General features: G+C 51.1%; 27 protein-coding genes and 2 pseudogenes. 25 read left to right on the forward strand and 4 right to left on the reverse strand.

The annotated features are described in order from the left end of the window. Positions 1-73 precede the first annotated feature (73 nt). The 10 genes from FYJ62_RS03860 (at position 74) to FYJ62_RS03905 (ending at position 8,565) form a co-directional block, all read left to right on the forward strand. The gene (locus FYJ62_RS03860) at positions 74-1,420 is read left to right on the forward strand and encodes a sensor histidine kinase (protein WP_154547916.1); all 1,347 of its coding nucleotides are present in this window, start codon (positions 74-76) and stop codon (positions 1,418-1,420) included. A 14-nt stretch (positions 1,421-1,434) separates the two neighbouring features. Continuing rightward, positions 1,435-2,184 (forward strand): response regulator transcription factor, encoded by a 750-nt coding sequence (locus FYJ62_RS10975; RefSeq protein WP_326831990.1) that lies wholly within the window; start codon positions 1,435-1,437, stop codon positions 2,182-2,184. A 125-nt stretch (positions 2,185-2,309) separates the two neighbouring features. Next, positions 2,310-2,684, forward strand: a complete 375-nt coding sequence (locus FYJ62_RS03870) for a hypothetical protein (protein WP_154547920.1) — start codon at positions 2,310-2,312, stop codon at positions 2,682-2,684. 15 nt (positions 2,685-2,699) lie between these two features. Continuing rightward, entirely contained in the window at positions 2,700-4,247 is a 1,548-nt protein-coding gene (locus FYJ62_RS03875; RefSeq protein WP_154547921.1) for an ABC-F family ATP-binding cassette domain-containing protein, read from the forward strand. Positions 4,248-4,275: 28 nt separating this feature from the next. Continuing rightward, positions 4,276-5,055, forward strand: coding sequence for a threonine/serine exporter family protein (locus FYJ62_RS03880; protein ID WP_154547923.1), 780 nt, complete (start codon positions 4,276-4,278; stop codon positions 5,053-5,055). A gap of 2 nt (positions 5,056-5,057) precedes the next feature. Continuing rightward, entirely contained in the window at positions 5,058-5,546 is a 489-nt protein-coding gene (locus FYJ62_RS03885) for a threonine/serine exporter family protein (RefSeq protein ID WP_154547925.1), read from the forward strand. Between the two features lie 98 nt (positions 5,547-5,644). Then, positions 5,645-6,082 (forward strand): cupin domain-containing protein, encoded by a 438-nt coding sequence (locus FYJ62_RS03890; protein WP_154547927.1) that lies wholly within the window; start codon positions 5,645-5,647, stop codon positions 6,080-6,082. A 200-nt stretch (positions 6,083-6,282) separates the two neighbouring features. Further along, entirely contained in the window at positions 6,283-6,717 is a 435-nt protein-coding gene (locus tag FYJ62_RS03895) for a hypothetical protein (RefSeq protein WP_195837382.1), read from the forward strand. 644 nt (positions 6,718-7,361) lie between these two features. After that, positions 7,362-7,895 carry a hypothetical protein gene (locus tag FYJ62_RS03900; RefSeq protein ID WP_154547931.1) on the forward strand — a complete coding sequence of 178 codons (534 nt, stop codon included), beginning with the start codon at positions 7,362-7,364 and terminating at the stop codon, positions 7,893-7,895. 52 nt (positions 7,896-7,947) lie between these two features. Continuing rightward, positions 7,948-8,565, forward strand: coding sequence for an LVIS_2131 family protein (locus FYJ62_RS03905; protein ID WP_154547933.1), 618 nt, complete (start codon positions 7,948-7,950; stop codon positions 8,563-8,565). 445 nt (positions 8,566-9,010) lie between these two features. Here the strand turns inward: FYJ62_RS03905 and FYJ62_RS03910 are convergent, their stop codons facing one another. From FYJ62_RS03910 to FYJ62_RS03920, 3 genes are all read right to left on the reverse strand, one after another. Further along, the gene (locus tag FYJ62_RS03910) at positions 9,011-9,391 is read right to left on the reverse strand and encodes a hypothetical protein (protein WP_154547935.1); all 381 of its coding nucleotides are present in this window, start codon (positions 9,389-9,391) and stop codon (positions 9,011-9,013) included. Between the two features lie 124 nt (positions 9,392-9,515). Beyond that, complete coding sequence (locus FYJ62_RS03915) at positions 9,516-11,027, reverse strand: O-antigen ligase family protein (protein WP_154547937.1); 1,512 nt, start codon at positions 11,025-11,027, stop codon at positions 9,516-9,518. A 95-nt stretch (positions 11,028-11,122) separates the two neighbouring features. Further along, positions 11,123-11,464: a DUF2187 family protein gene (locus FYJ62_RS03920; RefSeq protein ID WP_154547939.1), complete on the reverse strand. Its 342-nt coding sequence runs from the start codon at positions 11,462-11,464 to the stop codon at positions 11,123-11,125. A 94-nt stretch (positions 11,465-11,558) separates the two neighbouring features. Here FYJ62_RS03920 and FYJ62_RS03925 point away from each other — a divergent pair, with 94 nt between their 5' ends. From FYJ62_RS03925 to FYJ62_RS03960, 8 genes are all read left to right on the forward strand, one after another. Continuing rightward, positions 11,559-12,107, forward strand: a complete 549-nt coding sequence (locus FYJ62_RS03925) for a guanylate kinase (protein ID WP_154547941.1) — start codon at positions 11,559-11,561, stop codon at positions 12,105-12,107. 121 nt (positions 12,108-12,228) lie between these two features. Next, on the forward strand, positions 12,229-12,717 hold the full coding sequence (locus FYJ62_RS03930; protein WP_154547943.1) for a C40 family peptidase: 489 nt from the start codon (positions 12,229-12,231) through the stop codon (positions 12,715-12,717). A 292-nt stretch (positions 12,718-13,009) separates the two neighbouring features. Next, positions 13,010-14,077: a 2-hydroxyacid dehydrogenase gene (locus FYJ62_RS03935; protein WP_154547945.1), complete on the forward strand. Its 1,068-nt coding sequence runs from the start codon at positions 13,010-13,012 to the stop codon at positions 14,075-14,077. Positions 14,078-14,333: 256 nt separating this feature from the next. After that, complete coding sequence (locus FYJ62_RS03940; RefSeq protein ID WP_154547947.1) at positions 14,334-14,822, forward strand: C40 family peptidase; 489 nt, start codon at positions 14,334-14,336, stop codon at positions 14,820-14,822. A 184-nt stretch (positions 14,823-15,006) separates the two neighbouring features. After that, positions 15,007-15,798 (forward strand): C40 family peptidase, encoded by a 792-nt coding sequence (locus FYJ62_RS03945; protein ID WP_318282448.1) that lies wholly within the window; start codon positions 15,007-15,009, stop codon positions 15,796-15,798. Between the two features lie 252 nt (positions 15,799-16,050). Next, positions 16,051-16,716 (forward strand): C40 family peptidase, encoded by a 666-nt coding sequence (locus tag FYJ62_RS03950; RefSeq protein WP_154547975.1) that lies wholly within the window; start codon positions 16,051-16,053, stop codon positions 16,714-16,716. A 157-nt stretch (positions 16,717-16,873) separates the two neighbouring features. After that, positions 16,874-17,638 (forward strand): C40 family peptidase, encoded by a 765-nt coding sequence (locus tag FYJ62_RS03955; RefSeq protein ID WP_154547951.1) that lies wholly within the window; start codon positions 16,874-16,876, stop codon positions 17,636-17,638. A 109-nt stretch (positions 17,639-17,747) separates the two neighbouring features. Then, entirely contained in the window at positions 17,748-18,536 is a 789-nt protein-coding gene (locus tag FYJ62_RS03960; protein ID WP_154547953.1) for a C40 family peptidase, read from the forward strand. A gap of 234 nt (positions 18,537-18,770) precedes the next feature. Here the strand turns inward: FYJ62_RS03960 and hflX are convergent, their stop codons facing one another. Beyond that, the gene (gene hflX, locus FYJ62_RS03965; protein WP_154547955.1) at positions 18,771-20,057 is read right to left on the reverse strand and encodes a GTPase HflX; all 1,287 of its coding nucleotides are present in this window, start codon (positions 20,055-20,057) and stop codon (positions 18,771-18,773) included. 333 nt (positions 20,058-20,390) lie between these two features. Here hflX and FYJ62_RS03970 point away from each other — a divergent pair, with 333 nt between their 5' ends. The 7 genes and pseudogenes from FYJ62_RS03970 to FYJ62_RS04000 all read left to right on the forward strand — a co-directional run. Then, complete coding sequence (locus FYJ62_RS03970) at positions 20,391-21,446, forward strand: LCP family protein (protein WP_195837383.1); 1,056 nt, start codon at positions 20,391-20,393, stop codon at positions 21,444-21,446. Beyond that, positions 21,446-22,339: a YveK family protein gene (locus tag FYJ62_RS03975; protein ID WP_326831988.1), complete on the forward strand. Its 894-nt coding sequence runs from the start codon at positions 21,446-21,448 to the stop codon at positions 22,337-22,339. The genes FYJ62_RS03970 and FYJ62_RS03975 overlap by 1 nt, the downstream gene beginning before the upstream one ends. 9 nt (positions 22,340-22,348) lie before the next feature. Next, positions 22,349-23,131: a CpsD/CapB family tyrosine-protein kinase gene (locus FYJ62_RS03980; protein WP_154547957.1), complete on the forward strand. Its 783-nt coding sequence runs from the start codon at positions 22,349-22,351 to the stop codon at positions 23,129-23,131. A gap of 58 nt (positions 23,132-23,189) precedes the next feature. Continuing rightward, positions 23,190-23,846: a sugar transferase gene (locus tag FYJ62_RS03985; RefSeq protein WP_154547959.1), complete on the forward strand. Its 657-nt coding sequence runs from the start codon at positions 23,190-23,192 to the stop codon at positions 23,844-23,846. A gap of 62 nt (positions 23,847-23,908) precedes the next feature. Further along, positions 23,909-24,358, forward strand: coding sequence for a PssD/Cps14F family polysaccharide biosynthesis glycosyltransferase (gene pssD, locus FYJ62_RS03990; protein WP_206988880.1), 450 nt, complete (start codon positions 23,909-23,911; stop codon positions 24,356-24,358). Between the two features lie 8 nt (positions 24,359-24,366). After that, positions 24,367-24,723: pseudogene (locus FYJ62_RS03995) on the forward strand (glycosyltransferase); the annotation flags it as partial. Positions 24,724-24,811: 88 nt separating this feature from the next. After that, positions 24,812-25,271 (forward strand): annotated as a pseudogene (locus FYJ62_RS04000) (IS4 family transposase); the annotation flags it as partial.

A 25,271-nucleotide genomic window follows, 5' to 3' on the forward strand; every position in this document is an offset into this window, starting at 1 on the left:
GGCGCAACTCAGTTGCGCTTTTTGTTGTATCATGAGGACTGAAAAAGGGACGAAGCGAAGATAGGATGGATAGATGACTTTATTGTATCTGCTTGATGCCGGCACCATGATGCTGGCGCCTATGATTGATATTGCCTGCTTTTTGCGGCTGCTCGACCAGCGGCCGGCTAGCCGCCGGGCTTGGGCCATGCTTTTTGGTATCTGGCTCATTGGCGTGATCGACGGGATCACAGTTGAATCGGTTCCGTCCTATTTCATTGACCTTCCTTTCGAAATTTTTGAGCTGACCCTCTTGGTTTTAACCCAGATCAAAGGCAAAAAGGTCAAGCAGGCAGTAAGCGCGGCCTTGATTGTCGGTATCCTTGGTTTGCTAGAAGACATTATAGTAAACATCATTAGCTGCTGGTCTTTCGCGGAAACTCTTACGGCCAGCTTGTGGATTGATCTTGGCCTCCTGCTGACTGGCTTTTTGCTCGCTTGGCCGCTTTTGCCAAAAATCCGCAAATATATCAGCGACGTCCGCTATCAGACAAACTGCTTGTTTCTGCTGTCCTACTTGTATGTCTCGACAATTTTTGCATACGTCGTCGGGATGCAGGTGAAGAAGATGTCGGTTGGCCTGGCGATCCTCCTGGGTATCTTGGCCGTTCAAGGCATCTATGCCGTGCTCAGCTTTAGTCTCAGCATCAAAAATCAGACCGCCCTTTTAAACGAAGCCGAGGAGCGGCACCTGCAAGCGCAGAACCGCCAGCTCTATGAGTCCAACCAGCAGCTGAAGAGCTATGCGGCTTCTTTGGAGCAGGATGAGGACCGGCTGCGCCGCTTCAAGCATGACTACCGCAATATTTTGAGCAGCCTCAAGCTGGCAGCGGCCCAAAACGACTCCCAGCAGCTTTTGGAGAAGCTAAACGAGTATTCAAGGGAAAATTTTGACGAGCATGCCCTGGCCAAGTTTCAAGACGTCAATCATATCCATGATGATTTGCTTAAAAGCATCGTAATTACCAAATTGTCGAAAATCTACGATCAGGGGATTCCCTACCGCTTCAGCTGCCAGAAGGACATCGACCATCTGCCTTTGGTTTCTGAAATGGAAAAAATGGACCTGGTCCGGGTCATCGGGATTTCTTTTGACAATGCCATCGAGGCCAGCAGCGGCTTAAAGGACGCGCGGATTGAAGCCATGTTCTACCAGGAAAACGGCGATTTCGAGTTCGTCATCAAGAACAAGACGGACAATATCCCGTCACCGCGGATTTTTGAGCCAGGCTACACGAGCAAGGACCGGCATGCCGGCCTGGGCTTAAGCAACGCCTTGGAGATCGTGAACAAGTATGCCGGGCAAATGATTGTGGATATAGATACGACAGGCAACGATTTTACATTTAGTCTGATGGTTCTGAAGGAGGGACAAAAATAAAGTATCCGGTTTTTATCTGCGATGATGAGCCTGACCAGATTGCCCTGATCAAGGACTGCATCAAGCGGGCGCAGATTATTTTAAGTGATGAAGAAGAGCTGGACTTTGCCGTCGTCAAGGCGGCAGGCAGCTACGATGAGGCCCTGGATTTTTTGACCCAAAAGCCGCTCACGTCCGGCATCTACTTTTTGGATATTGAAATTGGGAAGAGGCTGGACGAGCAAAACGGCCTGGACTTGGGCGAGATCATCAAGAAGCAGGACCCCAAGGCCCAGCTGATTTTCGTGACCAGCCACCAGGACATGGCTTTTTTGACCTTTCAAAGGCGGCTGGGGGCCAGCAATTTTATCGTCAAAAACGGCAACGCGAACGACTTGCGCCGGAACGTGACCTACTCTCTGGAGCAGGCGGTGGACGCGATCGCCAAGTACCGCTATATCCAGAAAAACACCTTTAGCTACCGATTCGGCCATGACGTCAGAAACATGAGCATGGGGGATGTGGTTTACGTGGAGACGACGCCGGTTCCCCACAAGCTGCGCCTGGTCAAGACGACCGGCTGGGCGGAATTCATCGGCAAGCTGAAGGAACTGCCGCAGAAGTACCCGGCCCTGGTGCAGGTCAGCGAATCCTGCGTCATCAACCCCGCCAACGTCAAAGAAGTCGATTTGAAGGAGAAAAAGCTGACCTTCATCACCGGCGACATCCGCTATTTCTCGACCAGAAACAGCCGGAAGGTGCGCCAGCTTTTTCAAGAGAGATAGAAGGCCCAGCCTGGAGAATTTCCAGTGCCAGGCCTTATTTTTTCCCTTTCAGCAATAATTTTGCTACTAAACCAGGGCCAAAATACGTTAAGATAGTTCTTAGAATTTGAGAGGGGAATTTTTCAATGAAACGTTACTATCCATACATCTACGGGGCCATCGCGGGTGCCCTGACCTTCATTGCCATGGTTTACATCTGCCTGCATTCCTTCGCCATGACCACCGCCCAGTCAGTCATCTGGGGCGTGATCGGCTTCATCCTGGTGGGGGCCAGCTCCAGCTACACGGAGTACGCTATCGCGGAAGTACAGCGCATCGCGGACAAGTACCACATGGATGACGAGTTCCTGGCCAAGCTGACGGGGATGCGGCAGAGCTACTTCAAGGTTGCCAGCGACCACCTCAACTTGGTGGCTCCCCGCTACCTCTGGCCGAAAATTTTGAAAATTTTGAAAAAATACGAAAAAGAGCGCGACAACGCGGAAAACTTCCACTTATAGAGAGGAAACAGAACTTTGAGTTTACTGACAGTCGATAATTTGAGCCAAGGCTTCGCGGAAAAGACCTTGTATGAGGGCGCCAGCTTTGTCCTGAACAAAGAGGACCACATGGGGGTCACGGGACAAAATGGGGTTGGCAAGTCCACCTTGATCAAGATCCTGACGGGAGAGATCCTCCCAGACGACGGCCAGGTCAAGTGGCAGAACAAGGTCACGGTCGGCTACCTGGATCAGTACGCCAAGCTGACGCCTGGCCTGTCGATCCGCGAGTTCCTGCGCACTGCCTTTGACCACCTGTATGCCGAGGAGAAGCGGCTGAACCAGCTGTACGTGGACTATGCCGCAAACGGCGATGACCAGCTGCTGGACAAGGCCGGGAAGATCCAGACCTACCTGGAAGAAAACAACTTCTACGACCTGGACACGGAAATTGAGCGCGTGGCCAGCGGGCTGGGGCTGGCGGAATTGGGCTATGACCGGGACGTCTCCAAGCTCTCAGGCGGTCAGCGCTCCAAGATCATTTTGGCCAAATTGCTTTTGCAAAGCCCTCAGGTCCTGGTCTTGGATGAACCGACCAACTATTTGGACGTCAGCCACATCGACTGGCTGGTCAACTATCTGAATGACTTCCCAGGAGCCTTTATCGTCGTCAGCCACGACTACGACTTTTTAGGCCGGATCACCAACTGCATCATCGATATCGACTTCGGGACCATCACCCGCTACACTGGGACCTTGAAGCAGGCCATGCGGCAGAAAGAGGCCAACCGGCAGACTTACATGAAGGCCTATGCCAACCAGCAGCGGCAGATTGCCAAGACTGAAGCCTATATTAGAAAAAATAAGGCCGGTACCCGGGCGAAAAGCGCCAAGTCCCGCCAAAAGCTCCTGGATCGGATGGACAAGCTGACCTCGCCGCAGACGGGCAAGAAGGCCAAGTTCCAGTTTCCTTACGTGGAGACGGCTTCCAACCTGCTTTTGCAGACCCAGGATTTGGTAATCGGCTACGACCAGGCCCTGGTCAAGGAAGCCTTCAACTTCTCCGTGGGCAATGGAGAAAAAGTGGCTATCACTGGCTTCAACGGGATCGGCAAGACTACCTTGCTCAAGACCCTGTTGGGGCAGATCAAGCCGATCTATGGCGGCTTTGAGATCTCTTCCACGGTCAAATTGGCCTACTTCAAGCAGGATTTGACCTGGCCCAACCAGAACATGACCCCGTTGCAGTATCTGTCCAATGAATTTGAGCGGAAAAAGCCGAAAGAATTGCGCCAGGCCTTGGCCCGGATGGGCTTGACGGCCCAGCTGGTCATGAGTCCCTTAAAGGAATTGTCCGGGGGCGAGCAGGAAAAGGTCAAGCTGGCCAAGATGCAGTTTGAGCCGGCCAACCTGCTCTTTTTGGACGAGCCAACCAACCACTTGGACAATGAGACCAAGGACAGCTTGAGAAAGGCGATTATCGACTTCCCTGGCGGGGTCATCGTGGTCAGCCACGAGCGCGACTTCTTCAGGGGCGACTGGATCGACAAGGTCGTGGACATCGAGGCCATGGCCCAGGAATAAGCGGGGATTTTTTTAGCAGGTAAAGCCAATGAACGAAACCCAAGCCGAATACACCCAACGGGTGGTGCACATTTGTTTGAAGGCCGGCCGCTTGATGCTGGCGGGCGGGAGTGAAATGTACCGAGTCGAGGACACCATGCGCCGGATCGCGGTCAACGCCGAAATCAGGGAGGTCAACGTGTTTGCCTCGCCGACCGGGATTTTCGTCAGCCTGGACAATGGGGTGGCCAGCACGGTTACGGAGCTGGAATCCGTGAAAAAGCGGGCCATCAACCTGGAGCTGGTCGACCGGGTCAATGAGCTGTCAAGGGAGTTCGCGGACAAGCGGATCAGCCTGAAGCTGCTGGAGGAAAAGTTGGGCCAGGTGGAAAAGCAGGTGCCGACCTTTCCCTTGTGGCTGCAGGTACTGGGGGCGGCCCTGCTGAGCGGGACCTTGATGGTCATCTTCTTGGGCAAGTATGCCTGGGCCGATATGCTGGCCTCCTGTCTGGTCGGGGGATGCGGCTACTTGGTGAACTACCGGTTCTCCCAGCATACCAATGTCCGCTTTTTGTCAGAGATGGTGTCGGCCATGGTCATGGGGATGATCGCGATTGGGATCAACCACCTGTACCCGCCGTGCAACATCAACAATATCCTGGTTGGGGCCCTGATGACTTTGGTGCCGGGCATGGCCCTGACCACGGCCTTGCGCGACCTGTTTCAGGGGGACCTGGTCTCAGGGATCGTGCGCATGTGCGAAGCCGCGCTGACGGCCATCGCCTTAGGCGGCGGGGTCGGGATTGTCATCAAGTTTTTAGGAGCCTGATTATGTTTGGAATGCACGTCAACTTTACCTTGTTTGACCTGGTCATCAATCTGGCCTTCTCGCTGATCGCGACGATCGGTTTTGCCTTGACCATCAATATTCCCCACCGGGTGATCAATTGGAGCGGGATCTGTGGCATGGCCGGGTGGATGGTCTACTGGTTTGCTGACCGGGCCGATTTGGGCCGGATGCTGTCGAATATGCTGGGGGCCTTTACCGTGGGCCTGTTGTCCGTCCTTTTGGCCCACTGGCAAAAGTGTCCCGCCCTCTTGTTCAGCGTGCCGGGCCTGGTTCCCTTGGTGCCAGGGGCGCCGGCCTATATGGCGGTCAGGAGCCTGCTGGACGGCAATCTGCCGCAAGCCCAGCAGGAAGTCCAGCGGGTGGCGATCGTAACGGCCTCCATTGCCTTAGGGGTCTTGCTGTCGACCATGTTCCAGGAAGCGATGGTCAAGCACTTGCGGCGGATTCATGCCCGGGAAAAGAAAGAATAGGTCCGCGAGCATTCAGGCTTGTATGCTGGCAAAAAAGTGTTAGACTTAAGGTGTCAGCAAGTAAAACGCTTACATTTTTTATAAAGAGGTGTTTTGTCATGTTAGAATTGAAGGACTATGGACCTGCTCCATGTGCTTTGGATTTACGGCAGGCTGCCTTAGAAAATGAAAAGTATCGTGAAACTTTGTGGACCGGGGACCACTTCCAGGTAACCCTGATGTGCATCCCGGCTGGCGGCGGCGACATTGGCTTGGAGATTCACCACGACAATGACCAGTTCATCTACCTGGTGAGCGGGACCGGCCGCGTGCAGCTGGGCAAGGAGAAGGACAAGCTGACCGTGGACAAGATCGTTCACGCTGGGGAAGCTGTCTTTATCCCGGACAACACTTGGCACAACGTGACCAACGCTGGCGACGAGCCGATGAAGTGCTTCAGCCTTTACGCGCCAGTAAAGCACGCGCATGGCACGACTGAGTCGACCAAGGAAGACGCGATTGTCCAAGAAGGGCCACTGGAAGGGTCGAACGAATAATTGATTAGCACGTGAGATGTTCACGTGCTTTTTTTGTTGGAATGAAATCCTTCAAGCTATAACGCGGCAACTATAATCAAATGCATAAAAGTAATATAAAAAGGCTTAAGAATATCATACAAAGTGTCGCATTTACAAAATGGCTGTAAAGTTAAGAATGAATGCGGTAACATTAATGCTTTATATTGGAGGAAGAAAAAATGAAGGCAATCAAGCAGCTCTACCATGAGCACAAGATCATCACGTTGCTTCTGACCTCGCCAATCTGGCTCTTTGTCCTCTTTTCCGTATTGTTTACGGCTAACGAGATCTACAAGTCGACCCAGGAAGGCGTGGTAACTGAAGTTTTGAACAAGACCCTGCCCCAGCATGGCTACAGCGACATCTACTATCTGAACCAGGTCAAGGCTGACAGCCATTTTGGCATGGGGACCACCTACGTCAGCAGCTTCTCAACCAAGCGGACGGTTAAAGAGAACCAGGCCCTCTTTGCAAAAGCTGGCAAGAAGATAGACAAGGGCGACGCTAACCTCCCTTATTACGAGGAAGTCACGGTCCGCCGGAACGGGATGGGCTGGAAAATCACCGTTTCTGACTCGATTGGGCAAGAGGAAAGCAGTTATAGCGTGAAATGACAGCAAATAACAAAATGGAGCAAGGTTATCCTTGCTCCATTTTTCACCCAAAGCCAACAAAAAAGCCGCCAGAAGCGTACTTGCTTCCAGCGGCTCTTTTACTCAAGGCACTTGCCCGAAGGCAAATGTGACTCCTTCTCGTTCACATCAAGGGTGTGTCAGCATCGACGCTTCCCGCGTCTGGCCAAAGGCCTGATGCCCTCTATCTCAAAAATACGCACCTTTGCGTTTTCCTCGACTCGTCGATGATCTATTGTACTCGCTTGCCGCTGCTTTGTAAAATTTTTGGATTAATTATTTAACTTTTCAAGAACCAGCCCTTAAATAATTAAATACTCTACGTTATGAAAGACAGTGCTAAGGAGATATGTTAGAATGACAGCGTGATAGAGGCCTGCTTATGACAAGTGGCTCTATTTCCCCGCGGGCAGATCTTTTCCCCATGTTTTCTGTCCGCGGCGATGATAGTCAGGCGATGTCTGGCGTCATACCTATATTTCCTATTAATCCTAATAAGAGCCGGTCGCATGGCCGGTTCTTTTTTCATGAAAAAATCCCCTCCTCCAGCTGATGTCCTTGCACAATTGAACTTTTTTCGCTAAGGTAGGTAGAGAATTTGATAAGCAAGTTAGGACATGATGACCATGAAAATCAACTTAAACGAGATTACTAAAGCAATTGAAGAGCAAGAATACTTGTCCGACATGGAGACCATCAAGTACGCTGACGTGTCCAGAAGCAAGAGCAAGCTGCGCGTTCACGCGGAAAAAATGGTCCACGAAGTCGCCCTGGCCTTGAAGAAGGGATCTTTGATGCAGGTCCAGCTGGTTTTGGAAGGGAAGAACCCGATTACTTTTGCCTTGGAGACCAATATCATCAACCTGCCCCTGGCCAACTACAAGAAGCTGATCAACTTTTTTGAAAATGAGGAAGAAGTGCCGGTCAAGGTCTACTTTGAGACGGCCAGCGAGTACGTCAACGCCTCTAAGTTCCGGATCGACCTCTTGCTGACGGGGGATGAGCTGGTGGCTGACGAGGACAAGGCCACGGACCTGCTGACTGATGCCATGAGCGAGAAGATCAAGCAGATCCGCGAAAATGAAAAGGCGGCCCGCGAAGCTGCCAAGGCTGAAAAAGCTGCCAAGAAGGAGACTAAAGCCAAGTCCAGCAAAAAATAAATTGGGCTTTACCGCCGCCTTCCCTTATAATTAACATAGGAGGTAAGCAATTATGTGGAGCTGGAATGTCTTGGGCGTGGCCCTTTGGGTGGCTTTGATCGTCTACCTGACCTTCATTGTGCAGAATATCCGCAAGCGGCGGCTGCGAATGATTATTGAACGCCACCATAGCTTTGAATGGGGCAACCTCGCCATCAGCATTGCGGAGATTGCCATCTTTTGCCTGGCCTTGGGCTGGCTGGCGGGGCAGTCGGTTTTTGACAACCCGAACTTAAACGACCAGACCCGGATCAGCGCCAAGGTCAAGTACCAGTCCCTGATCCTGCAGCCAGGCGCCTCAAAGAACTACTACGTCAAGGTCGATTCTTCAAAGACCAAGAACGCCAGCCAGAACTACATTTTTTACACCGCGGGGCACAAGTATACCGTGCCTAGCCGGATGGCGACCGTCTCTTATGAGGACAACCCGATCAACGTGACCGCCAGCACGATTCCGTTTAAGCTGGCCAAGCTGAAGCAGATGGACGACCGCTACCAGAAGGCTTACGTGGCTGTCTACACTGCCCGCTACAAGAATACGGCCCAGAATGGGCTGGGGATGCACGCTGGCAAGGTGGCGACCCGCTTCTTCTTGATCCGCGTGCCCGACACGTCTTTTATTAAGAAATAATCTTAAACGCTAAGCAAAGTTGTTTGCTTAGCGTTTTTTGTGTGGTGATTTTTTGGCAAAAAGCTTCGGTTGGGTACTTTCTGGGGAACTAATTTTTGAAAAAGCCCGTAGTTGGGTACTTTCTGGGGAAAAATCAGTAAAAAATCCCCGCAAAGTCCCCAACTGCCGCGCTCCTCCAGAGAATCGGCTTGGTTCAGGAAGAAGCGGGGCTCCAATTTCGAGAAATCGGCTTGGTTCAGTAAGAAGCGGGGCTTAAATTTCGAAAAATCGGTTTGGTTCAGTAAAAAGCGGGGCTTAAATTTCGAGAAATCGGCTTGGTTCAGTAAAAAGCGGGGCTCCAATTTCGAAAAAACGGCTTGGTTCAGTAAAAAACGGGGCTTAAATTTCGAAAAAACGGCTTGGTTCAGTAAGAAACGGGGCTCCAATTTCGAAAAAACGGCTTGGTTCAGTAAAAAATGTGGTTCGAATAAATAATTATCCCCGTTTTTACCTCAGCCAATCGCAAATCGTCCAAATCCATCCCCGTTTTTACCTCAGCCATGTCCAAATCCCACAAATCCATCCCCGTTTTTACCGTAGCCAAGCGCAAATCCCACAAATCCATCCCCGTTTTTACCGTAGCCAATCGCAAATCCCACAAATCCATCCCCGTTTTTACCGCAGCCAATCGCAAATCCCGGAAATCCATCCCCTTTTTTACCGTAGCCAATCGCAAATCCCGGAAATCCATCCCCGTTTTTACCGCAGCCAAGCGCAAATCCTGGAAATCCATCCCCGTTTTTACCGCAGCCAATCGCAAATCCATCCCCGTTTTTACCGCAGCCAAGTCCGCATTCGCGCAACGTAGCCACGTCCAAGTCCGCATTCGCGCAAGCAAAAAGCAGCAGGGCCCGGAGGCCCTGCTGCTGATACCTATCTTTACAAAAATCCGCGCGCCCCTACACCGCGCATCACCCGCGGCTGCGGCGGATGAAGCACAGGAGGCAGCCGTCGAGGAAGGCCAGCAGAAGGCTGGAGGTCAGGAAGTCCAGGACGTTGCCGGACATGTAGCCGGCGCCTAGGATCATGCCGCTGGCCAGCAAACTTGTGGTAACCAGGTAGTTCCGGACGCCCTTGAAGCGCAGCCACTCCCAGGCCCCGTAGAGGAGGATTCCCAGGTAAAAGCCCAGGTAGAGGACCGTGCCGGCCACCCCCAGCGAGTACGCTTGGGCCTTGAAGTCCCGTTCCAGGTTAAAAATATTGGTTTCCCGGGTATAGCCGATCCCCAGCCACTTGTCCCAAGGACTGGCGTTGGTGGCCACGACCCGGTCCAGCATGGCCGTCTCCACGTTCCGGTTGGCCAGGCGGTAAGTGGCGGGCTTCTTAAGCATGTCGATCCAGAACTGCGGGTCGTACTTGTAAGGGTAGGACTTGGTGATGAAGCGCTTGTTCAAGGCGTATTTCTGGTAGTTCTTTGCCAAAAAGTCCTTCTCAAATTCCGCCAGCTTGGCCGGATCATTCCGGTACTTGGCCAGGCCCGCGGCCAGTTCCGCGTTCTCCTTGGAGATGTCGGCATCGTGGCTCTTGGCCCAGTAGATCTCGTATTCATACCGCTGCACGGCCGGGGTGACCTTGTAGGTCACGGCAAAAGCCGCGAACAAGACCGCCATCACGGCCACCGGCTTCCAAGAGAAGCTTTCGTTCTTGGTCAAAAAAATATGAAACAGCCAACCCAGCAGGCTCAAGACCATGCTGGCCAAGAGCCCATACAAGGCCACCTTGGTCCCCACTTCCAGCATGGCCAGGAAGTGAACCACGGCCAAAAGGCAGTTCTGCCACTTGAAGCGGGCCAAAAGCAGGTAGAAGACCAGCGGCGCCAGCATCAGCAAGATGGCGCTCAAAGTGTTGGTGAAGTAGAAGAAGCCCTTGGAGGCTGAATGGGAGTAGCCGTACAAGGGTCCCATGAACCAGGTGAAGATGTTGCCGGAGATCACCCCGTGCTCATATGACTTCAAGGACACCACGAAGAGGTTGGACAAGACGATGATGCCCGAGAAGGTCAGGCTGACCCAGTAGCAGACCTTGAGGAACAGCTCTTTGGAGATTTCCAGCCCCTGGGTCAGGTAGATCAGGATCAGGGGCATGGCCATTCTGAAAAGGTAGAAAATTTCCCCGAACAGGGAGTAGCCATAGCCTGACGGGTTGATGCTCTTAAAAGTCTTGGCGTGCCACAGGTGCAACAGGCAGTAGACAGTCAAGACGGCCAGGTAGGCCCAGAGCCAGTACTGGCGCTTCAAGCGGCTTCGGTGGTCCGCATTAGCCAGGTAAAGGCCCAGCAAGGCCAGGACCCCAATGATCCGCAGGATGGTCGGGATGGTAAAGGGCAAAGCCGTAGCCAGGCGCCCCTCGTAGAAGAAGTCGAAATCCAGGAAGGGCTGGATGAGGACGAAGCCGCAGAGGAGCTTGCGCGCTTTTTCGTTCATTGATTTTCCTCGCTTTCTATTGCTTAATCATCTTAACACAAGTTGCGGCAGGCAAGAAAAAAGGGTCAGCTCCTTAGAGCTGACCCATAACTGGCTTATTTGCCGGTCTTCTTGCCTTTGGCCGTCTTGGCCTTGGCTTCTTTCTCATCCTTGTCTGCCGCCTTCATGGTTGGGGCAATCTTTTCTACGGTCACGTTGTTGGTGGACAGGGCCTTGGCCTTCTTGGCTGACTTGGCCGGCTTCATGTTCTTGAAGTTGACGACCAGCTTGTAGTTCAAGTCGCTGACGGCAGTCGCGTCGACATCGTCAAAAGAGGTGATGGCGAGCAAGGCTGAATTTTCGTAAATCTTTTCCACCGTGCCCTGGAATGGCTTCTTCAATTCTTCTTCTGACTTGGCGGTCACAACCGCACCCAATTCAACATCTGCTTTTTTCATGTCTTGGCCTCACCTTTTTATTTAACTGGTTAAAATTACAACGAAGTTATACTATATTATATGTTCAAAAAATTCAAGTTAGGAGCATCCTCTTTTGCAAAAAATAATTCTGATCGCTGGTCCAAGCGGGGCTGGCAAGACTACCATTTCCGACTATCTCAGCCAGCAATACCACATCCAGCGGGTGATCACCCACACGACCCGGCCCAAGCGCGCCGGCGAAGTCAACGGGGTTGCCTACTACTTTGAAGACGAGGCCTCCTTCAGCCGCCTCCACCTCTTTGAGTCGGTCAAATACGGCGACTACCATTACGGGTCCAGCCAGGAGGGGCTGCGGAAGGCCTGGGCCAAGGGCGACCTGGTCAGCCTGATCGTTGACATCGAAGGCGCCCGCTCCTACATCAAGGCTCTGGGCCAGCAGGTCTATTTCCTGTACGTGACCAGCCCGGTCGCGGAACTGGCTGAACGGATGCGGCTTAGAGGGGATGACCCGGCCAAGATCAAGCAGCGCCTGACGGGGCATGAATTGAATGCTCTCCCAAGCGATCTGGCCCCTTACGCCCATATCCTGGTCAATGAAGATTTAACACAGACAAAGCAGGCCCTTGACCGGCTTGTATTGCAATTAAAGGAGCAAAAGTAACATTTCTTAAAGAACGTGTGATTATTTTGACACAGAAATGAAACATTTCCTCTGTATGATATAGGGCATCAAGTTCAATTAAGCAATTAATTCAAGCATACAAGTAAAGGAAGTTATCATTTTGAAGTTCAAGAATTCACTCGTTAAAGCTTTTGCCGCCGTGGCCTTTGCCTTCGCCGGCCTCGTAACTGTTTTAACCGTTTCTGCCAACAACGCCCCACAAGTGCAAGCCGCTTCCAAGGCAAGCAAGCGCAACAAGGTCGTTGCCTTGGCCAAGAAGGAAGTCGGCAAGCGCTACGTTTACGGCGCTACTGGCCCAAACGCCTTTGACTGCTCCGGCCTGACTTCATTCGTCTACAGCCGCGCCATCGGCAAGAACATTAGCCGGACCACCTTCACCCAAGTAAAGCGGGGCAAGACGGTACGCGTTTCAACTGCCACCCTGCAGAAGGGCGACCTCCTCTTCTGGGGTTCCAAGAACTCACCTTACCACGTTGGGATCTACGTTGGGGGCGGCCAATACGTGCACGCTGCCACCCCAAGCCAAGGCGTGCGCAAGCAGACTCTGAGCGGCTACTTCTGGCCATCAACCGCCAAGCGGATCATCTAATTGCCTTTGCTTCAAAATGATGCTGATGATAAGAGCGTCCCGCGGACACCTGTCCGCGAGGCGCTTTTTGCTTGCCCTGAAAAAGCGGCCAAAGCCCGCAATTGCGGGAAAAAGCGGACTGACTTTCGTTTGTGAAAGCAGAAGGGGGCACTTCTTGCAAAAGTAATCGAGAACAAAATTATTTTCTAAGAATGTAAGCCAAAGGGGTTGAACCTTAGAAAAGGATTAAATAGAATATGGTCATTGTTAATGAAGGTTAAATATAGTCTAATTTGTAAAGAAGGTATTCACCATGAGAATTGCATGTTACGGCGTCCGCCCTTTGGAAAGAAGTTACTTTAAGAAGTTGAACAAGTACGGCTATGACTTGAAGCTCATTGGCGAATACTTGAACAGGGACAATGCTGCAGAAGCCGCTGACTGTGACGCGGTCTTGGTTCGCGGGAATTGTCTTTGTGACCGGACCAACCTGAAGAAGTTTAAGTCCTATGGGATCAACTGGGTCTTCACCAGGTCGGTTGGCGTTGACCATTACGACTTGAAGGCAGCCAAGGAATTAGGGATTTCGGTTGCCCGCGTTCCTAACTACTCGCCATACGCGGTTGCCAACTTGGCCTTCACTTTGGGCGTCACCCTGTCGCGCCACGTTGGGGAAGCAGTCTACCATGTGCATGAACAGGACTTTGGGATGCACCCGGACTACTTTGCCACTGAATTCAACCGCTTGAAGGTCGGCATCTACGGGGCCGGCAAGATCGGTGCCGTTGAAGGCAAGATGTGGAAGGGGCTGGGCAGCCAGGTCTATGCCTATGATCCCTATCCATCCGACTTCGCCAAGCAATACTGCGAATTCGTTTCCGAGGAGGAATTGCTCGCCACTTGCGACATCGTTTCCGTGCACGTGCCTTACTTCCCAGGCAAGAATGATGGCTTGATCAACGAAGACTTCATCAAGAGCATGAAGCCGGGCGCGGTTTTGATCAACACGGCCCGAGGCGAGCTGGCCAACGAGGCGGCCGTTGCCGCTGGCATCAAGTCTGGCCACCTGGGCGGCTACGGCGCCGATGTCGTTACCAGCGAAAAGAAGATCATGGGTCACCAATTTGCCAACCAAGCGCAGGTTCCTGACCATGACGTGCAAGAATTGATGGACCTGTACCCGCGCGTCCTGCTGACGCCGCACATGGGCTCCTTTACCGAACCAGCCCTGGAAGACATGATCACCCTGTCTTACAACAATTTCCACAATATGGAAGCTGAAGGCACGGTTGACCAGCGCAACAAGGTTGAATACAAGGCCCCAGCGCCAAAGATCAAGGTCGAAGTCTCCAGCGGCGCTACCGAAAAGGTTGGCGCCTAAGACTGAGTTACAAAAGCATACGATAACAATTTAACAAATAGGCTGGAAGGCTCTCCGCTTGAGAATAGCGGGGAGTCTTCCTTTTTGTTTGCTAGCTTTCGTGCAAAAGTTCTGTAAATGCTAATTCAAAGAATTGCAAACAGTCTGTAAATGGCTTGTAACAAAGATTGGTTAAGATAGATAGCGTACTTAAGGAAAAAATGAATCAAACTAATTATCTAACTTAAAAAATCAAATTCGGGAGTGTAATCGAGAAATGTTGAAGCTGAAGAAAGTATTTGCAAAATTGACCTTGGCCCTGGCCTTAACCGCTGGCGTGAGCTTCGCGGCCAGCCAGGTGCCAAGTGCCGGCCAGCCAGTCCAGGCTGCCTCTAAGAAGACCGAGCGCAACAAGGTCGTTTCCTTAGCCAAGAAGCAGGTTGGCAAGCGCTACGTCTGGGGCGCGACTGGCCCTTACAGCTTTGACTGCTCCGGCTTGACCTCCTTTGTCTACAGCAAGGCCATCAAGAAGAACATTACTCGGACCACCTACACCCAGGTCAAGAAGGGGAAGACGGTCAAGGTTTCCACCAGGAAGCTGCAAAAGGGCGACCTGCTCTTCTGGGGCTCCAAGCGCTCACCTTACCACGTGGGCATCTACGTTGGGGGCGGCAAGTACGTCCACGCCGCGACCCCCAGCCAGGGCGTGCGCAAGCAGAGCCTGAGCCGCTACTTCTGGCCATCAACTGCCAAGCGGATCATCTAAATCGTGAATTAAGCAAGCCACCGGAAGCGATCTTCCGGTGGCTTATTTAAATAGGAGGGATTTTAACAAGATAGTATTGGCCTTGTAACATTTCTGTAACATTAGTTAATTATGATAGTCATTGTGTAAAAAAGAAAACAAAAAATGAAAGATTGTCATTGAAATGACAAGAAGGTATCTTATAGTGAATTTAAAGCGTACTTTAATCAAATTAACCGCGGCTTGCGCCCTGTTCTTCACCGGCGCGGCCGTTGTCACTCAAAGCCAAGTCAACACCGTTGCTGCTGCCCGCGTCAAGGACGTCAACAAGCAAGTTGTCGTCAACTACGTTGCCGGCTACAGCATCAAGAGCTGGAAGAACTACAAGAAGGGGACCGTCCGCGGCAACGCCACCGCCAACTCTTACAAGCACGGCACGACTTTGAACGTTACCGGCCAAGTAACTTACAAGAAGCAGGTCTGGTACCGGCTGGGCGACCATGAGTGGATTTTGAAACGGTATACTTTGACCACTGACCAATGGGCCAAGAAGGCCAAGGAAGCCGAAAAGGCTGCCAAGAAAGCTGCCAAGAAGGCCGCTAAAGAAAAGAAGCTGTCCAAGAGCAAGAGCCGCAAGGCCGCTAAGGTCGTTGCTTTAGCTGAAAGCGAACTGGGCAAGCCTTACGTTTGGGGAGCTACTGGCCCTTACAGCTTTGACTGCTCTGGCCTGACTTCATACGTTTACAAGCACGCCATCGGCAAGAACATCAGCCGGACGACCTACACCCAAGTCTACCAAGGCAAGCGGGTAGCCGTTTCAAGCGCCACCTTGAAGAAGGGCGACCTGCTCTTCTGGGGTCCGTCAAGCGCGCCTTACCACGTTGGGATCTACGTTGGTGGCGGCAAGTACGTTCACGCCGCTACGCCAAGCCAAGGCGTCATCAAGCAAAGCCTGAGCTACTACTTCTGGCCATCAACCGCTAAGCGGATCATCTAATTCAAAGCCAATTAAGATACCATCGAACGATAAGCGTCAGCGAAAGGCTGGCGCTTTTTGCTTGTGAAAAAGCCTAAGTTTTAATGACTTGTATCATGCCTGTTACAGAAATGTAATATAAGTTCCGTAGAATGTTAGCCAGTAATATCAAATAGACGGAGCAAGAATTTCAATATGCATAGCAAACAGCGCAATTTCACTTATCTTTTGAGTTTATTAGCCCTGGCCTGCTTTTTCGCGGTCAAGCCAGGCATGGTCAAGGCGGAGACCAACGATGCCCAGACCGTCCAAGTCGACCCGGTCAAGAAGATCAAGAAGACCTTTGTGGCCTACAACCGCGGCAACAAGCTGAACATCTGGTCCACCTACGGCAAGGGCAAGAGGGTCGTGACCCGTTACAAGTCCGGCCGCAAGTTTACGGCGACTGGCCAGGTCAAGGCAAACGGCAAGACCTGGTACCGGATCAGCTCAAAGAAGTGGATCAACGGCGTAAATGCGATTACGACTACCAAGTACAACAAGATCAAGGCGGCTGCCGCCAAGGCTTCCAAGCAAAAGAAGGTGGCAGCCTTGGCAACCGGCGAACTTGGCAAGAGCTATGTGTGGGGGGCGACTGGTCCTTATTCCTTTGACTGCTCCGGCTTGACCATGTACGTCTACAAGCACGCCTTGGGCGTCAACCTGCCGCACTACTCAGTGTCGCAGCTCTACTACGGCAAGGCGGTTTCTACCAAGAAGCTGCAAAAGGGCGACCTGCTCTTCTTTGGCTCCAAGCGCGCGCCAAGCCACGTGGGCATCTACGTTGGCGGCAACAAGTTCGTCCACGCGTCCAGCCCAACGGTTGGCGTCATCAAGTCAACGGTCAGCACCCGGCCATCAAGCGTCTTTTATCCGTCAAGCGCACGCCGGCTGATCTAAGCTAAGCATATTGGTCATGGTCTCATCTTGGATGAGGCCATTTTTTTGCGCTTGTAACAAACTTGTAATGCAAAGAAGGCTTGCTAGGAAGCGGCTTGAGCGTTTATTATAAGTATTAACAGCATCAAAATAGTGTAGTAGTCTTGGAGGATAGTTTATGGGCAAGTCAAGCAAGTGGGTCAAGCTTGTCACGGTTTTCGCGGCGTTCTTTGCTTTCGCGGCATTAAAGGCGCCAGCAGCATACGCGCAGGTCAAGGGCCGGGTAGCCAGAGTCCAGACAGTCAAGAAGACGGCCATTTGGAACAACTACAAGCGCGGCCGCCGGAAGAAGACCAAGAAGTACTTGAAGAAGGGCACGGTCAAGAAGGTTCAGGCCGAAGCCACTGACAGCAAGCACACGGTCTGGATCAAGGTTGGCAGCAAGAAGTGGATTCAAAGCAAGAACACGGTAGTGGTGTCCACGACGACCAAGTCCAAGACGGCCCAAGCCAAGGCGTCTCTGTCAAGCACGCAGATCACCCAGGCGGCTTCCAGCCAGGCTCCAACCGGGTCCAATTTCCGGCAGGCGGCAGTCGTCAACCTTGCCAAGCAGCAGGTTGGCCACGCCTATGTCTGGGGCGGAGTTGGCCCTTACAGCTTTGACTGCTCCGGCCTGGTGCAATGGGTCTACAAGACAGCCGTTGGCAAGACCGTTTCCAGAACTACCTACACCCAAGTCAACGAAGGCTATGAAGTTCCCGTTTCCGCGGCTGCTTTGCAGCCAGGGGACTTGCTCTTCTGGGGCGACAAGAGCGCGCCGTACCACGTAGCGATTTACGTTGGCAACGGCCAATACGTTTCCGCCGCTGATGAAACCCAAGGGGTCATCTTAGCGACCTTGAGCAGCTACTACTGGCCAGTTACGGCCCGCCGCCTGCTTTAATAGGGGCCCTGCTTGTGGCAGGGCTTTCTTTTTAGTTGCGTCAGGGTCGAGACTTGCTTTATTATAAGAATAGGTATCGTCAAGTCGTTATATAGGGGGAATGTTGGACATGAACAAGTCAAAGTGGATTAAAGTGTCAGCCGCCGCTCTGACTTTCTTAAGCATTTCGGCAACCGGCATGAAGCCTGTCTCACAAACGGTCAACGCCTCATCGAAGCGGATCAAGGTCGTGGCCAAGAAGTATGTCACGGTTTGGACCAACTATCAGAATGGCCGCCACGTGGCCACGCACGCCAAGAAGGGCACGGCCTGGATGGTTCTGCAGACTGCCAAGGACAGCATGGGCAATGTCTGGTACCGGGTTGGCAAGAACCAGTGGGTCATGGCAAAGTACGTCAAGCAAGCCGTCAAGGCCAAGAAGACCAAGCCGGTCAAGGCTAAGAGCAAGAACAAGAAAGTCAAGCAGACGGTCAAGACCAAGGCGGTCAGCGCGGTGAAGCTGGCGGCGTCCTGGGGTGCCCCGATGGGTTCCCGGGCCAAGGCCAACGCGGTCGTCAGCCTGGCCAAGCAGCAGGTCGGCAAGGCTTACTCCAAGGGGTCAACTGGGCCTAAGTCATTTGACAATACGGGCCTGGTTGCCTATGTCTACAAGAAGGCCGCCGGGGTCAATACCGGCCGGTCAGTCAAGGACCAGAGCAAGCAGGGGATTGCCGTTGACTCAACCAAGAACTTGCAGAAGGGCGACCTGCTCTTCTGGGGCTCAGCCACCAACCCATACAGCGTGGGGATTTACGTTGGCGGCGGCAAGTACGTGGCCGCCACGGGCAGCAAGGATGGCGTCGTGCAGACGACTCTTTCCAGCTACTTCTGGCCAAGCAAGGCTAGACGGGTCCTGTAATTATCGATAGCAAAGCAAATAAATGAGTCTGGGCAAGGCTCTAGGACGCTCATCTAATTTAGATGAGCGTTTTTTGTGTTTGGGCAAGCGAATGTGGGAAAAAAGTGGCAGTCGAGGACTCTTGAGCTTCAGCAGCTCTCTGCTGTGATTTGAGATACATAAAAAGGCTTCCAGAAGTATTTTCACTTCTAGAAGCCTTTTTAGCCCTTAGCGTATTTCCCAGACTCATTTTCCCTATTGTTGCACGTATTGCAAGAAGCGGGCCTGGTCTTCGGGGGCGATGTTGGCCACGAGGTGGATGCCGTCATCTTGGTAGTCTTCGTTCTCAACGTGGGCGTGCTCATGCAGGTAACCCAGCTCCTTGCCGGCAGACAGGGGCAAGAGAAGCTGGAAGGACTTGTAATTGCTGAAGACCCGCTTGGTGATCAAGTCAGCCAGGGCCCGGATTGAGGCTGGGTCTTGGGCGCTGTAGAGGAGGTCGTTGCCTTCGATCTGCGGGTAGCTGCGCTCAGTCAGGTCAGCCTTGTTGTAGGCGGTGATGATTGGGATTCCGGTCACGCCGATTTCTTCCAAGACGCTCATGGTGGTCTTGATCATCTGGTTCATGTTGGGATCAGTCGCGTCGACCACGTTGACCAAGAGGTCAGCGTCCTTGGCTTCCTGCAGGGTGGCCTTGAAGGAGTCGACCAGGTTGTGGGGCAATTTGGAGACGAAGCCGACCGTGTCGGACAGAATAAAGGAGAAGCCCTTGTCCAAGTCGATCCGGCGCACGGAGGTGTCCAGGGTCGCGAAGAGCATGTCTTTGGCGAAAACCTGCTTGTCGCTGTTCTCAACGCCAAAGGCCTGGAGCAGGCCGTTCATGGTCGTGGACTTGCCAGCATTGGTGTAGCCGACCAGGGCGACTTTGGGCAGGCGGCTTTGATTGCGGCGGGCGGATTTGATCTCTTCTTGTCCGGCAATGTCTTTGAGTTCGTGCTTGATGGCGGAGATCTGCTTGCCGATGGTCCGCCGGTTCAGTTCCAGTTTGGATTCACCGGCCCCGCGGTTGGCGAAGCCGCCACCAGTTGAGCCGCCGCTGCCGCGCTGCTGGTCCAAGTTGTTCTCAGACGGGTGCAGGCGGGGCAGCTCATACTGCAGGCGCGCCAGCTGGACCTGCAGCTTGGCCTGCTTGGTCCGGGCTCGGCTGGAGAAGATTTCCAAGATCAATTCCGTCCGGTCGACGACGCGCAGCTTGGTCATCTGTTCCAGGTTGCGGATCTGCATTGGCGAAAGTTCATCGTTGATTACTAGTACTTCCGCTCCCAGGCCATGGGCCATGTTCTTGATCAAGTTGACTTTCCCGCTGCCCAGGTAGGTGCTGTTGACGATCGCTTCGGCCCTTTGCACGGACTGGCCGACGACTTCATAATTGTTGGCTTCGGCCAGGTTGGCCAATTCGGTCATGTAGTAGTCAAAGTTGGGATCATTCAAGTTTACCCCGGCTAAGTATGCTTTTATTTTATGTTGCGTATTGTCAATCATAGCGCTCCCCCTTATCATTTACCCTTAATTCAGGGCTATAAAAATCATGTTACAGATATTGTAGCCTAGATTGCGGTGCATGCAAGCTATCTGGTTCTGCTATAATAGTAGATACAGGTTCATTTAGCAGCAAAAAAACATTATTTAGCAAATGATAATTAAATTATTATTAGATAACAATGGTGTTAGATGGATGTAAGCGATAACGCATATTGCATGCAAATATGTGAGCACTTATACTGTATTATTATCACTATACAATAGGGACAGTATTGGGAAGATGTCCTTATGATGAGGGAAAAGAAAAATATATAAAGAGGTAATAAGATACCGATGTCGGAAATTGAACAACAAAATGTAGAGCATCGTCATCACCATCACCACCACCATCATCATCACCGCCATCACAAGCGTCATATTGGCCGCTATATTGCGATTGTTATTGGGATCGTTCTGCTGGCAGCCTTGATGGTAGCTGGCTATGCCTACAAGAACGCGCGCAACGCGACTACCGCGATGTACACTCCTGTTTCAAAGAACATTAAGAGCAACAAGGGCCGGTCATCTTCTGACCAGATTCTGGACAAGAAGAAGCCAGTCAACTTGCTGATCTTAGGGACTGACACCGGCGCGGAGGGCCGCAGCGTGAAGAAGTATCACGGGCTGACGGACTTGATGATGTTCGTGACGGTCAACCCGTCCATGAAGCAGACGAGAGTCACGACGATCGCCCGGGACTCCAAGGTCAACCTGCCTGACTACCCAGAGTATTCACCGATCAAGTTGAACAGTGCCTACTCACTTGGCGGGGTTACGGAAACTATGAAGACCCTGGACAAGTACTACAGCGTGCCGATTGACGGCTATGTGCTGGTCAACTGGGAAAGCACGATGAAGATCATCACTAAGATGGGCGGCGTTGACGTAACTTCACCATTGACCTTTGACAATATGGGCTACAGCTTCAAGAAGGGTGAAACTTACCATATTTCAGGCAAGAAGGCCTTGGCCTTTGTTCAGCTCCGCCACGGCGACCCACGGCAAGACTACGGCCGGCAGGACCGTGAGCGGCGGGTCATGGTAGCTGCCTTGAAGAAGAGCGTTTCCTACAAGAACATCTTGAACAGCAGCTTTATGCAGTCCCTGGGCAATAGCGTGCAAACTGACTTGACTTTAAACCAGATGATCAAGCTGGCGACCAACTACCGCGGCGCGACGGCCACGATCAAATCAGACTACGCGCAGGGCCGGAGCAGCAGCGTCAACAACCAGAAGTTTGGCAACATGGAAGTCGAGATCATGACGACCAAGGAAAGACAGCGGATTTCCAACAATATCCGCAAGACTTTAGGAATTAAGACTGTCAACGTTTATAAGGAGGATAACTAGTGAGCGCTGAACAACAGAATAATGAAGAAGTAACCATTGATCTGCGCAGACTCTTCATCTTGATCAAGAAGCACTTTATCAGCATCTTGATTTGGATGATCGGCCTGGGATTGATTGCTTATGGAGTTTCAGAATACGTTCTGGTACCCAAGTACACTGCCAGCACTCAATTGTTGGTTAACCGGAAATCAGCCGACGTTAACCAAGCATATGCCAACCAGCAAGCCGACGTTAACGCGGTTACGACTTATAAGGACATTATTACCAGCCGGGTAATCTTGAAGGGAGCTTCCAAGTACCTGGCCAACCCAGTTACTGTGGTTAGAAAGGCAACCCCAGCCAAGAAAGCCGTTTACCGGACTGATGATGATGGGACGAGGGTCTTGGTCAAGAAGGCAGTCAAGGCCAAGCCAGCCGTTATTAAGCGGGACGGCAAGAGCTACTCAGTTTCAGTTAGTGAATTGTCTAGCGCTGTTTCAGTAACGACTACGACTTCATCACAGGTCTTCAGCCTGTCAGCTACGGCTGAAACTCCAGAAAAGGCTCAAGCAATTGCCAATGCAGTGGCCAAGGAATTCAAGAAGCAGATTCCTTCAATCATGGACGTCAACAACGTGACGATTGTTGCGGAAGCTTCTAAGGGGACAAAGTCATATCCAAAGGTGAAAATGCTCACTGCAGTTGGGGTCTTGGCTGGTTTAGTAGTCAGCTTGTTGATTATTATCATCAAAGACTTGTCAGATACGAGCGTTCGTGATGACAGCTTTATGGAAAAGGAATTAGGCTTGATCAACTTGGGCGAAGTTTCCAGCATTAAGATGCCAAAGGACTGGACCTTTACGGCAGCCAGTGCTGAAAAGCACAGAAGCTTGGGCACCAGAAGACGGGTTTAGGAGGTTAGCATGGGCTTATTTAGAAAGAAGCACTTAGACAACGAAACGATGGAAAACGGGGCTAAGCTGATTACCCTGGCTAACCCGCAAAGCGTCATTTCAGAACAGTTCAGAAATATCCGGACCAACATCAATTTCATGAACGTTGACAAGGAAGTCAAGACGATTGCCTTTACTTCAGCTATGGCCAGTGCCGGCAAGTCAACGGTCAGTGCCAATGTGGCAATCACCATGGCACAAGCAGGCAAGAAGACGATCTTGATCGATGCCGATTTGCGTAGACCAACTTTACACTCAACTTTCAACGTAACTAACAGCAACGGGTTGACGACTTTGTTGACTAGCCGGACTAAGGAAATGGATGCGGCTAGCGTGATCCGGGAAAGCGGCGTAGAGAATTTATCAATTCTTACCGCAGGCCCAATTCCACCTAACCCTTCAGAGCTCTTGTCTTCTAAGCATATGCTTGACTTGATTGAAGATTTGAAGCAAAAGTACGACATGGTTATCTTGGACTTGGCCCCAATCTTGGATGCGGCTGAAACCCAGCAGCTGACCAGCTCCTTGGACGGGACGATCTTGGTAGTCCGGCAAGGACACTCGCAGAAGGCTGCGGTTAAGCGGGCCGTTGAATTGTTGAAGCTGACTGATTCAGCAATTTTAGGCTATGTTATGAATGACGTTGATGCCGATGGGGATGGCGGCTACGGCTACGGCTATGGTTATGGCTACGGCTATGGTTACGGAGAAGAAGAAACAAAGAAAAAGGGGCTCTTTGGGAGAAAGAAGTAGCCTCAGATAAGTTTGAGAAAAAATAAGAAGTTTGGGTGAATTGTTAGGAGAGGAAAGAATGGAAATGAGCCAAGCATATGTTGATCAAGCCAAAGTCAAAGGTCGACCGATCTATCATGGAATTAAGCGGCTCTTTGATTTTCTGGCTTCTCTAGTTGCATTAATTTTATTATCGCCGCTCTTTTTATGGTTGGCGATTAAAATTCGTAGCGAAGATGGCGGCCCGGTCTTTTATTCACAAATCAGAATTGGCAAGAATGAGAAGCCATTTCGGATCTACAAATTCCGTTCAATGGTGGTCAATGCCGATAAAATGAAGAAGGAACTCTTGGATCAAAACGAAGTTGAGGGCGCCATGTTCAAAATGCATGATGATCCCCGGATTACCAGGATCGGCAAGTTCATTCGAGCTCACAGTTTGGATGAATTGCCACAGTTGTGGAATGTTTTGATTGGCAATATGTCACTGGTTGGTCCACGGCCACCACTGCCAAATGAGGTAGAGCAGTATACCGACTATGACAAACAGAGACTGTTAGTCAAGCCGGGATGCAGCGGTCTATGGCAGGCAACTAGCCGGAATGCGGCAGATTTTGCGGAAATGGTGCAACTCGATATTGAATACATCAATCGGAGCAGCGTCTTCTTCGATTTGTGGATCATCATCAAGACAATTGGTGTTATCTTTCATCCGAATGGAATGTATGAAGGTTAAGAGTTTGCGAGGATTAATCGCCTCGCTTTTTTGTTAGGAAGCAAACAATGAGTAAGAAAAATATTAAAGTATGTTTGGTTGGATCAAGCGGTGGTCACTTGACGCACTTGTATATGTTGAAGCCATTTTGGCAAAACAAGGAACGCTTTTGGGTTACTTTTGATAAAGAAGATGCTAGAAGTAAACTTAAGGGGGAAAGATTCTATCCTTGCTATTACCCAACTAACCGTAATTTGAAGAACTTGATCAAGAACACTTTTTTAGCAATAAAGGTACTTCGTAAGGAAAAGCCTGATCTGATTATTTCTAGCGGTGCAGCTGTGGCAGCGCCATTCTTTTATATTGGGAAGATGATGGGCGCTAAGTTAGTGTATATTGAAGTATTTGACCGTTATGATAAACCGACAGTGACAGGAAAACTTGTTTATCCAATTACTGATAAGTTCATTGTAGAATGGGAAGAAATGAAACAGGTTTATCCTAAGGCAATTAACTTGGGTAGTATCTTCTAGAGGAACATATGATATTTGTAACTGTAGGAACGCACGAGCAGCCATTCAACCGTCTAATTGAGAAGATGGACGAATTGGTTGGAAAAGGTGAAATTAAAGAAAAAGTGGTTGTCCAGTACGGGTTCAGCACTTATGAAGCTAAGCATTGTGAGATGCACAAAATGATGAGTTTTGACGAAATGCAACAAACATTTAAGGATGCACGTATTGTCATCACTCACGGTGGTCCATCTAGCTTTGTAGAAGCTCTGCAGTATGGTAAGGTACCAATTGTAGTACCGAGACAGTTAGAATTCAATGAACACGTTAATAACTTAAACTTCCCACTTGCAAAAGTGGGCTTGTACCTTGAAAATTCAATAGTTTAGCCAATAAAAAAGCACAAGGCCTTTGTTCGCTTGATATAATTTAGTCAACCACAACATCATCAATATCAAACGAAAGGCTTGTGCTATGTCTAGTTTACCATCATTCGATACTGAAAATGAACCTAAAATCGCCCGTTCTGTTGAAAAGTTCTTCAAGGACTACAAAGTTATGGAGCTTCTCCGTAGATGTGGGCTCCGCAAGTCAAAAGGAATCCATCTTTGGTCGATCCTTTCATACATCTTCAGTAATGTGTTTCGAGACAGAAGCATGTACATGCAACAGAAGTCTGGCAAGTGTACTGCTGGCTTCTCCAAAAACACCTACTATCGATTCATGCAGAACCCACATATCAACTGGCTCCGCTTCACTATTCTGCTAGCTGAGAAGATCGTCAATGGGCATCTGAAAGATCTGACCTCTGACCAACGTGCCGATTGCTTCGTCTTTGACGATTCGCTCTACTCCAGAACTGGATACAAGAAGACTGAGCTGGCTGCCAAAGTATTCGACCACGTTTCGATGACCTACAAGAAGGGCTTTCGGA

Origin of the sequence: Lactobacillus porci (assembly GCF_009695985.1) — a bacterium.
Classification (GTDB): domain Bacteria; phylum Bacillota; class Bacilli; order Lactobacillales; family Lactobacillaceae; genus Lactobacillus; species Lactobacillus absianus.

Bases quoted from the DNA above. Each gene is read 5' to 3' on its own strand.
- FYJ62_RS03860 (WP_154547916.1), top strand. From the start codon at position 74: ATGACTTTATTGTATCTGCTTGATGCCGGCACCATGATGCTGGCGCCT.
- FYJ62_RS03870 (WP_154547920.1), top strand. From the start codon at position 2,310: ATGAAACGTTACTATCCATACATCTACGGGGCCATCGCGGGTGCCCTG.
- FYJ62_RS03880 (WP_154547923.1), top strand. From the start codon at position 4,276: ATGAACGAAACCCAAGCCGAATACACCCAACGGGTGGTGCACATTTGT.
- FYJ62_RS03885 (WP_154547925.1), top strand. From the start codon at position 5,058: ATGTTTGGAATGCACGTCAACTTTACCTTGTTTGACCTGGTCATCAAT.
- FYJ62_RS03890 (WP_154547927.1), top strand. From the start codon at position 5,645: ATGTTAGAATTGAAGGACTATGGACCTGCTCCATGTGCTTTGGATTTA.
- FYJ62_RS03895 (WP_195837382.1), top strand. From the start codon at position 6,283: ATGAAGGCAATCAAGCAGCTCTACCATGAGCACAAGATCATCACGTTG.
- FYJ62_RS03900 (WP_154547931.1), top strand. From the start codon at position 7,362: ATGAAAATCAACTTAAACGAGATTACTAAAGCAATTGAAGAGCAAGAA.
- FYJ62_RS03905 (WP_154547933.1), top strand. From the start codon at position 7,948: ATGTGGAGCTGGAATGTCTTGGGCGTGGCCCTTTGGGTGGCTTTGATC.
- FYJ62_RS03915 (WP_154547937.1), bottom strand. From the start codon at position 11,027: ATGAACGAAAAAGCGCGCAAGCTCCTCTGCGGCTTCGTCCTCATCCAG.
- FYJ62_RS03920 (WP_154547939.1), bottom strand. From the start codon at position 11,464: ATGAAAAAAGCAGATGTTGAATTGGGTGCGGTTGTGACCGCCAAGTCA.
- FYJ62_RS03935 (WP_154547945.1), top strand. From the start codon at position 13,010: ATGAGAATTGCATGTTACGGCGTCCGCCCTTTGGAAAGAAGTTACTTT.
- FYJ62_RS03940 (WP_154547947.1), top strand. From the start codon at position 14,334: ATGTTGAAGCTGAAGAAAGTATTTGCAAAATTGACCTTGGCCCTGGCC.
- FYJ62_RS03950 (WP_154547975.1), top strand. From the start codon at position 16,051: ATGGTCAAGGCGGAGACCAACGATGCCCAGACCGTCCAAGTCGACCCG.
- FYJ62_RS03955 (WP_154547951.1), top strand. From the start codon at position 16,874: ATGGGCAAGTCAAGCAAGTGGGTCAAGCTTGTCACGGTTTTCGCGGCG.
- FYJ62_RS03960 (WP_154547953.1), top strand. From the start codon at position 17,748: ATGAACAAGTCAAAGTGGATTAAAGTGTCAGCCGCCGCTCTGACTTTC.
- hflX (WP_154547955.1), bottom strand. From the start codon at position 20,057: ATGATTGACAATACGCAACATAAAATAAAAGCATACTTAGCCGGGGTA.
- FYJ62_RS03970 (WP_195837383.1), top strand. From the start codon at position 20,391: ATGTCGGAAATTGAACAACAAAATGTAGAGCATCGTCATCACCATCAC.
- FYJ62_RS03980 (WP_154547957.1), top strand. From the start codon at position 22,349: ATGGGCTTATTTAGAAAGAAGCACTTAGACAACGAAACGATGGAAAAC.
- FYJ62_RS03985 (WP_154547959.1), top strand. From the start codon at position 23,190: ATGGAAATGAGCCAAGCATATGTTGATCAAGCCAAAGTCAAAGGTCGA.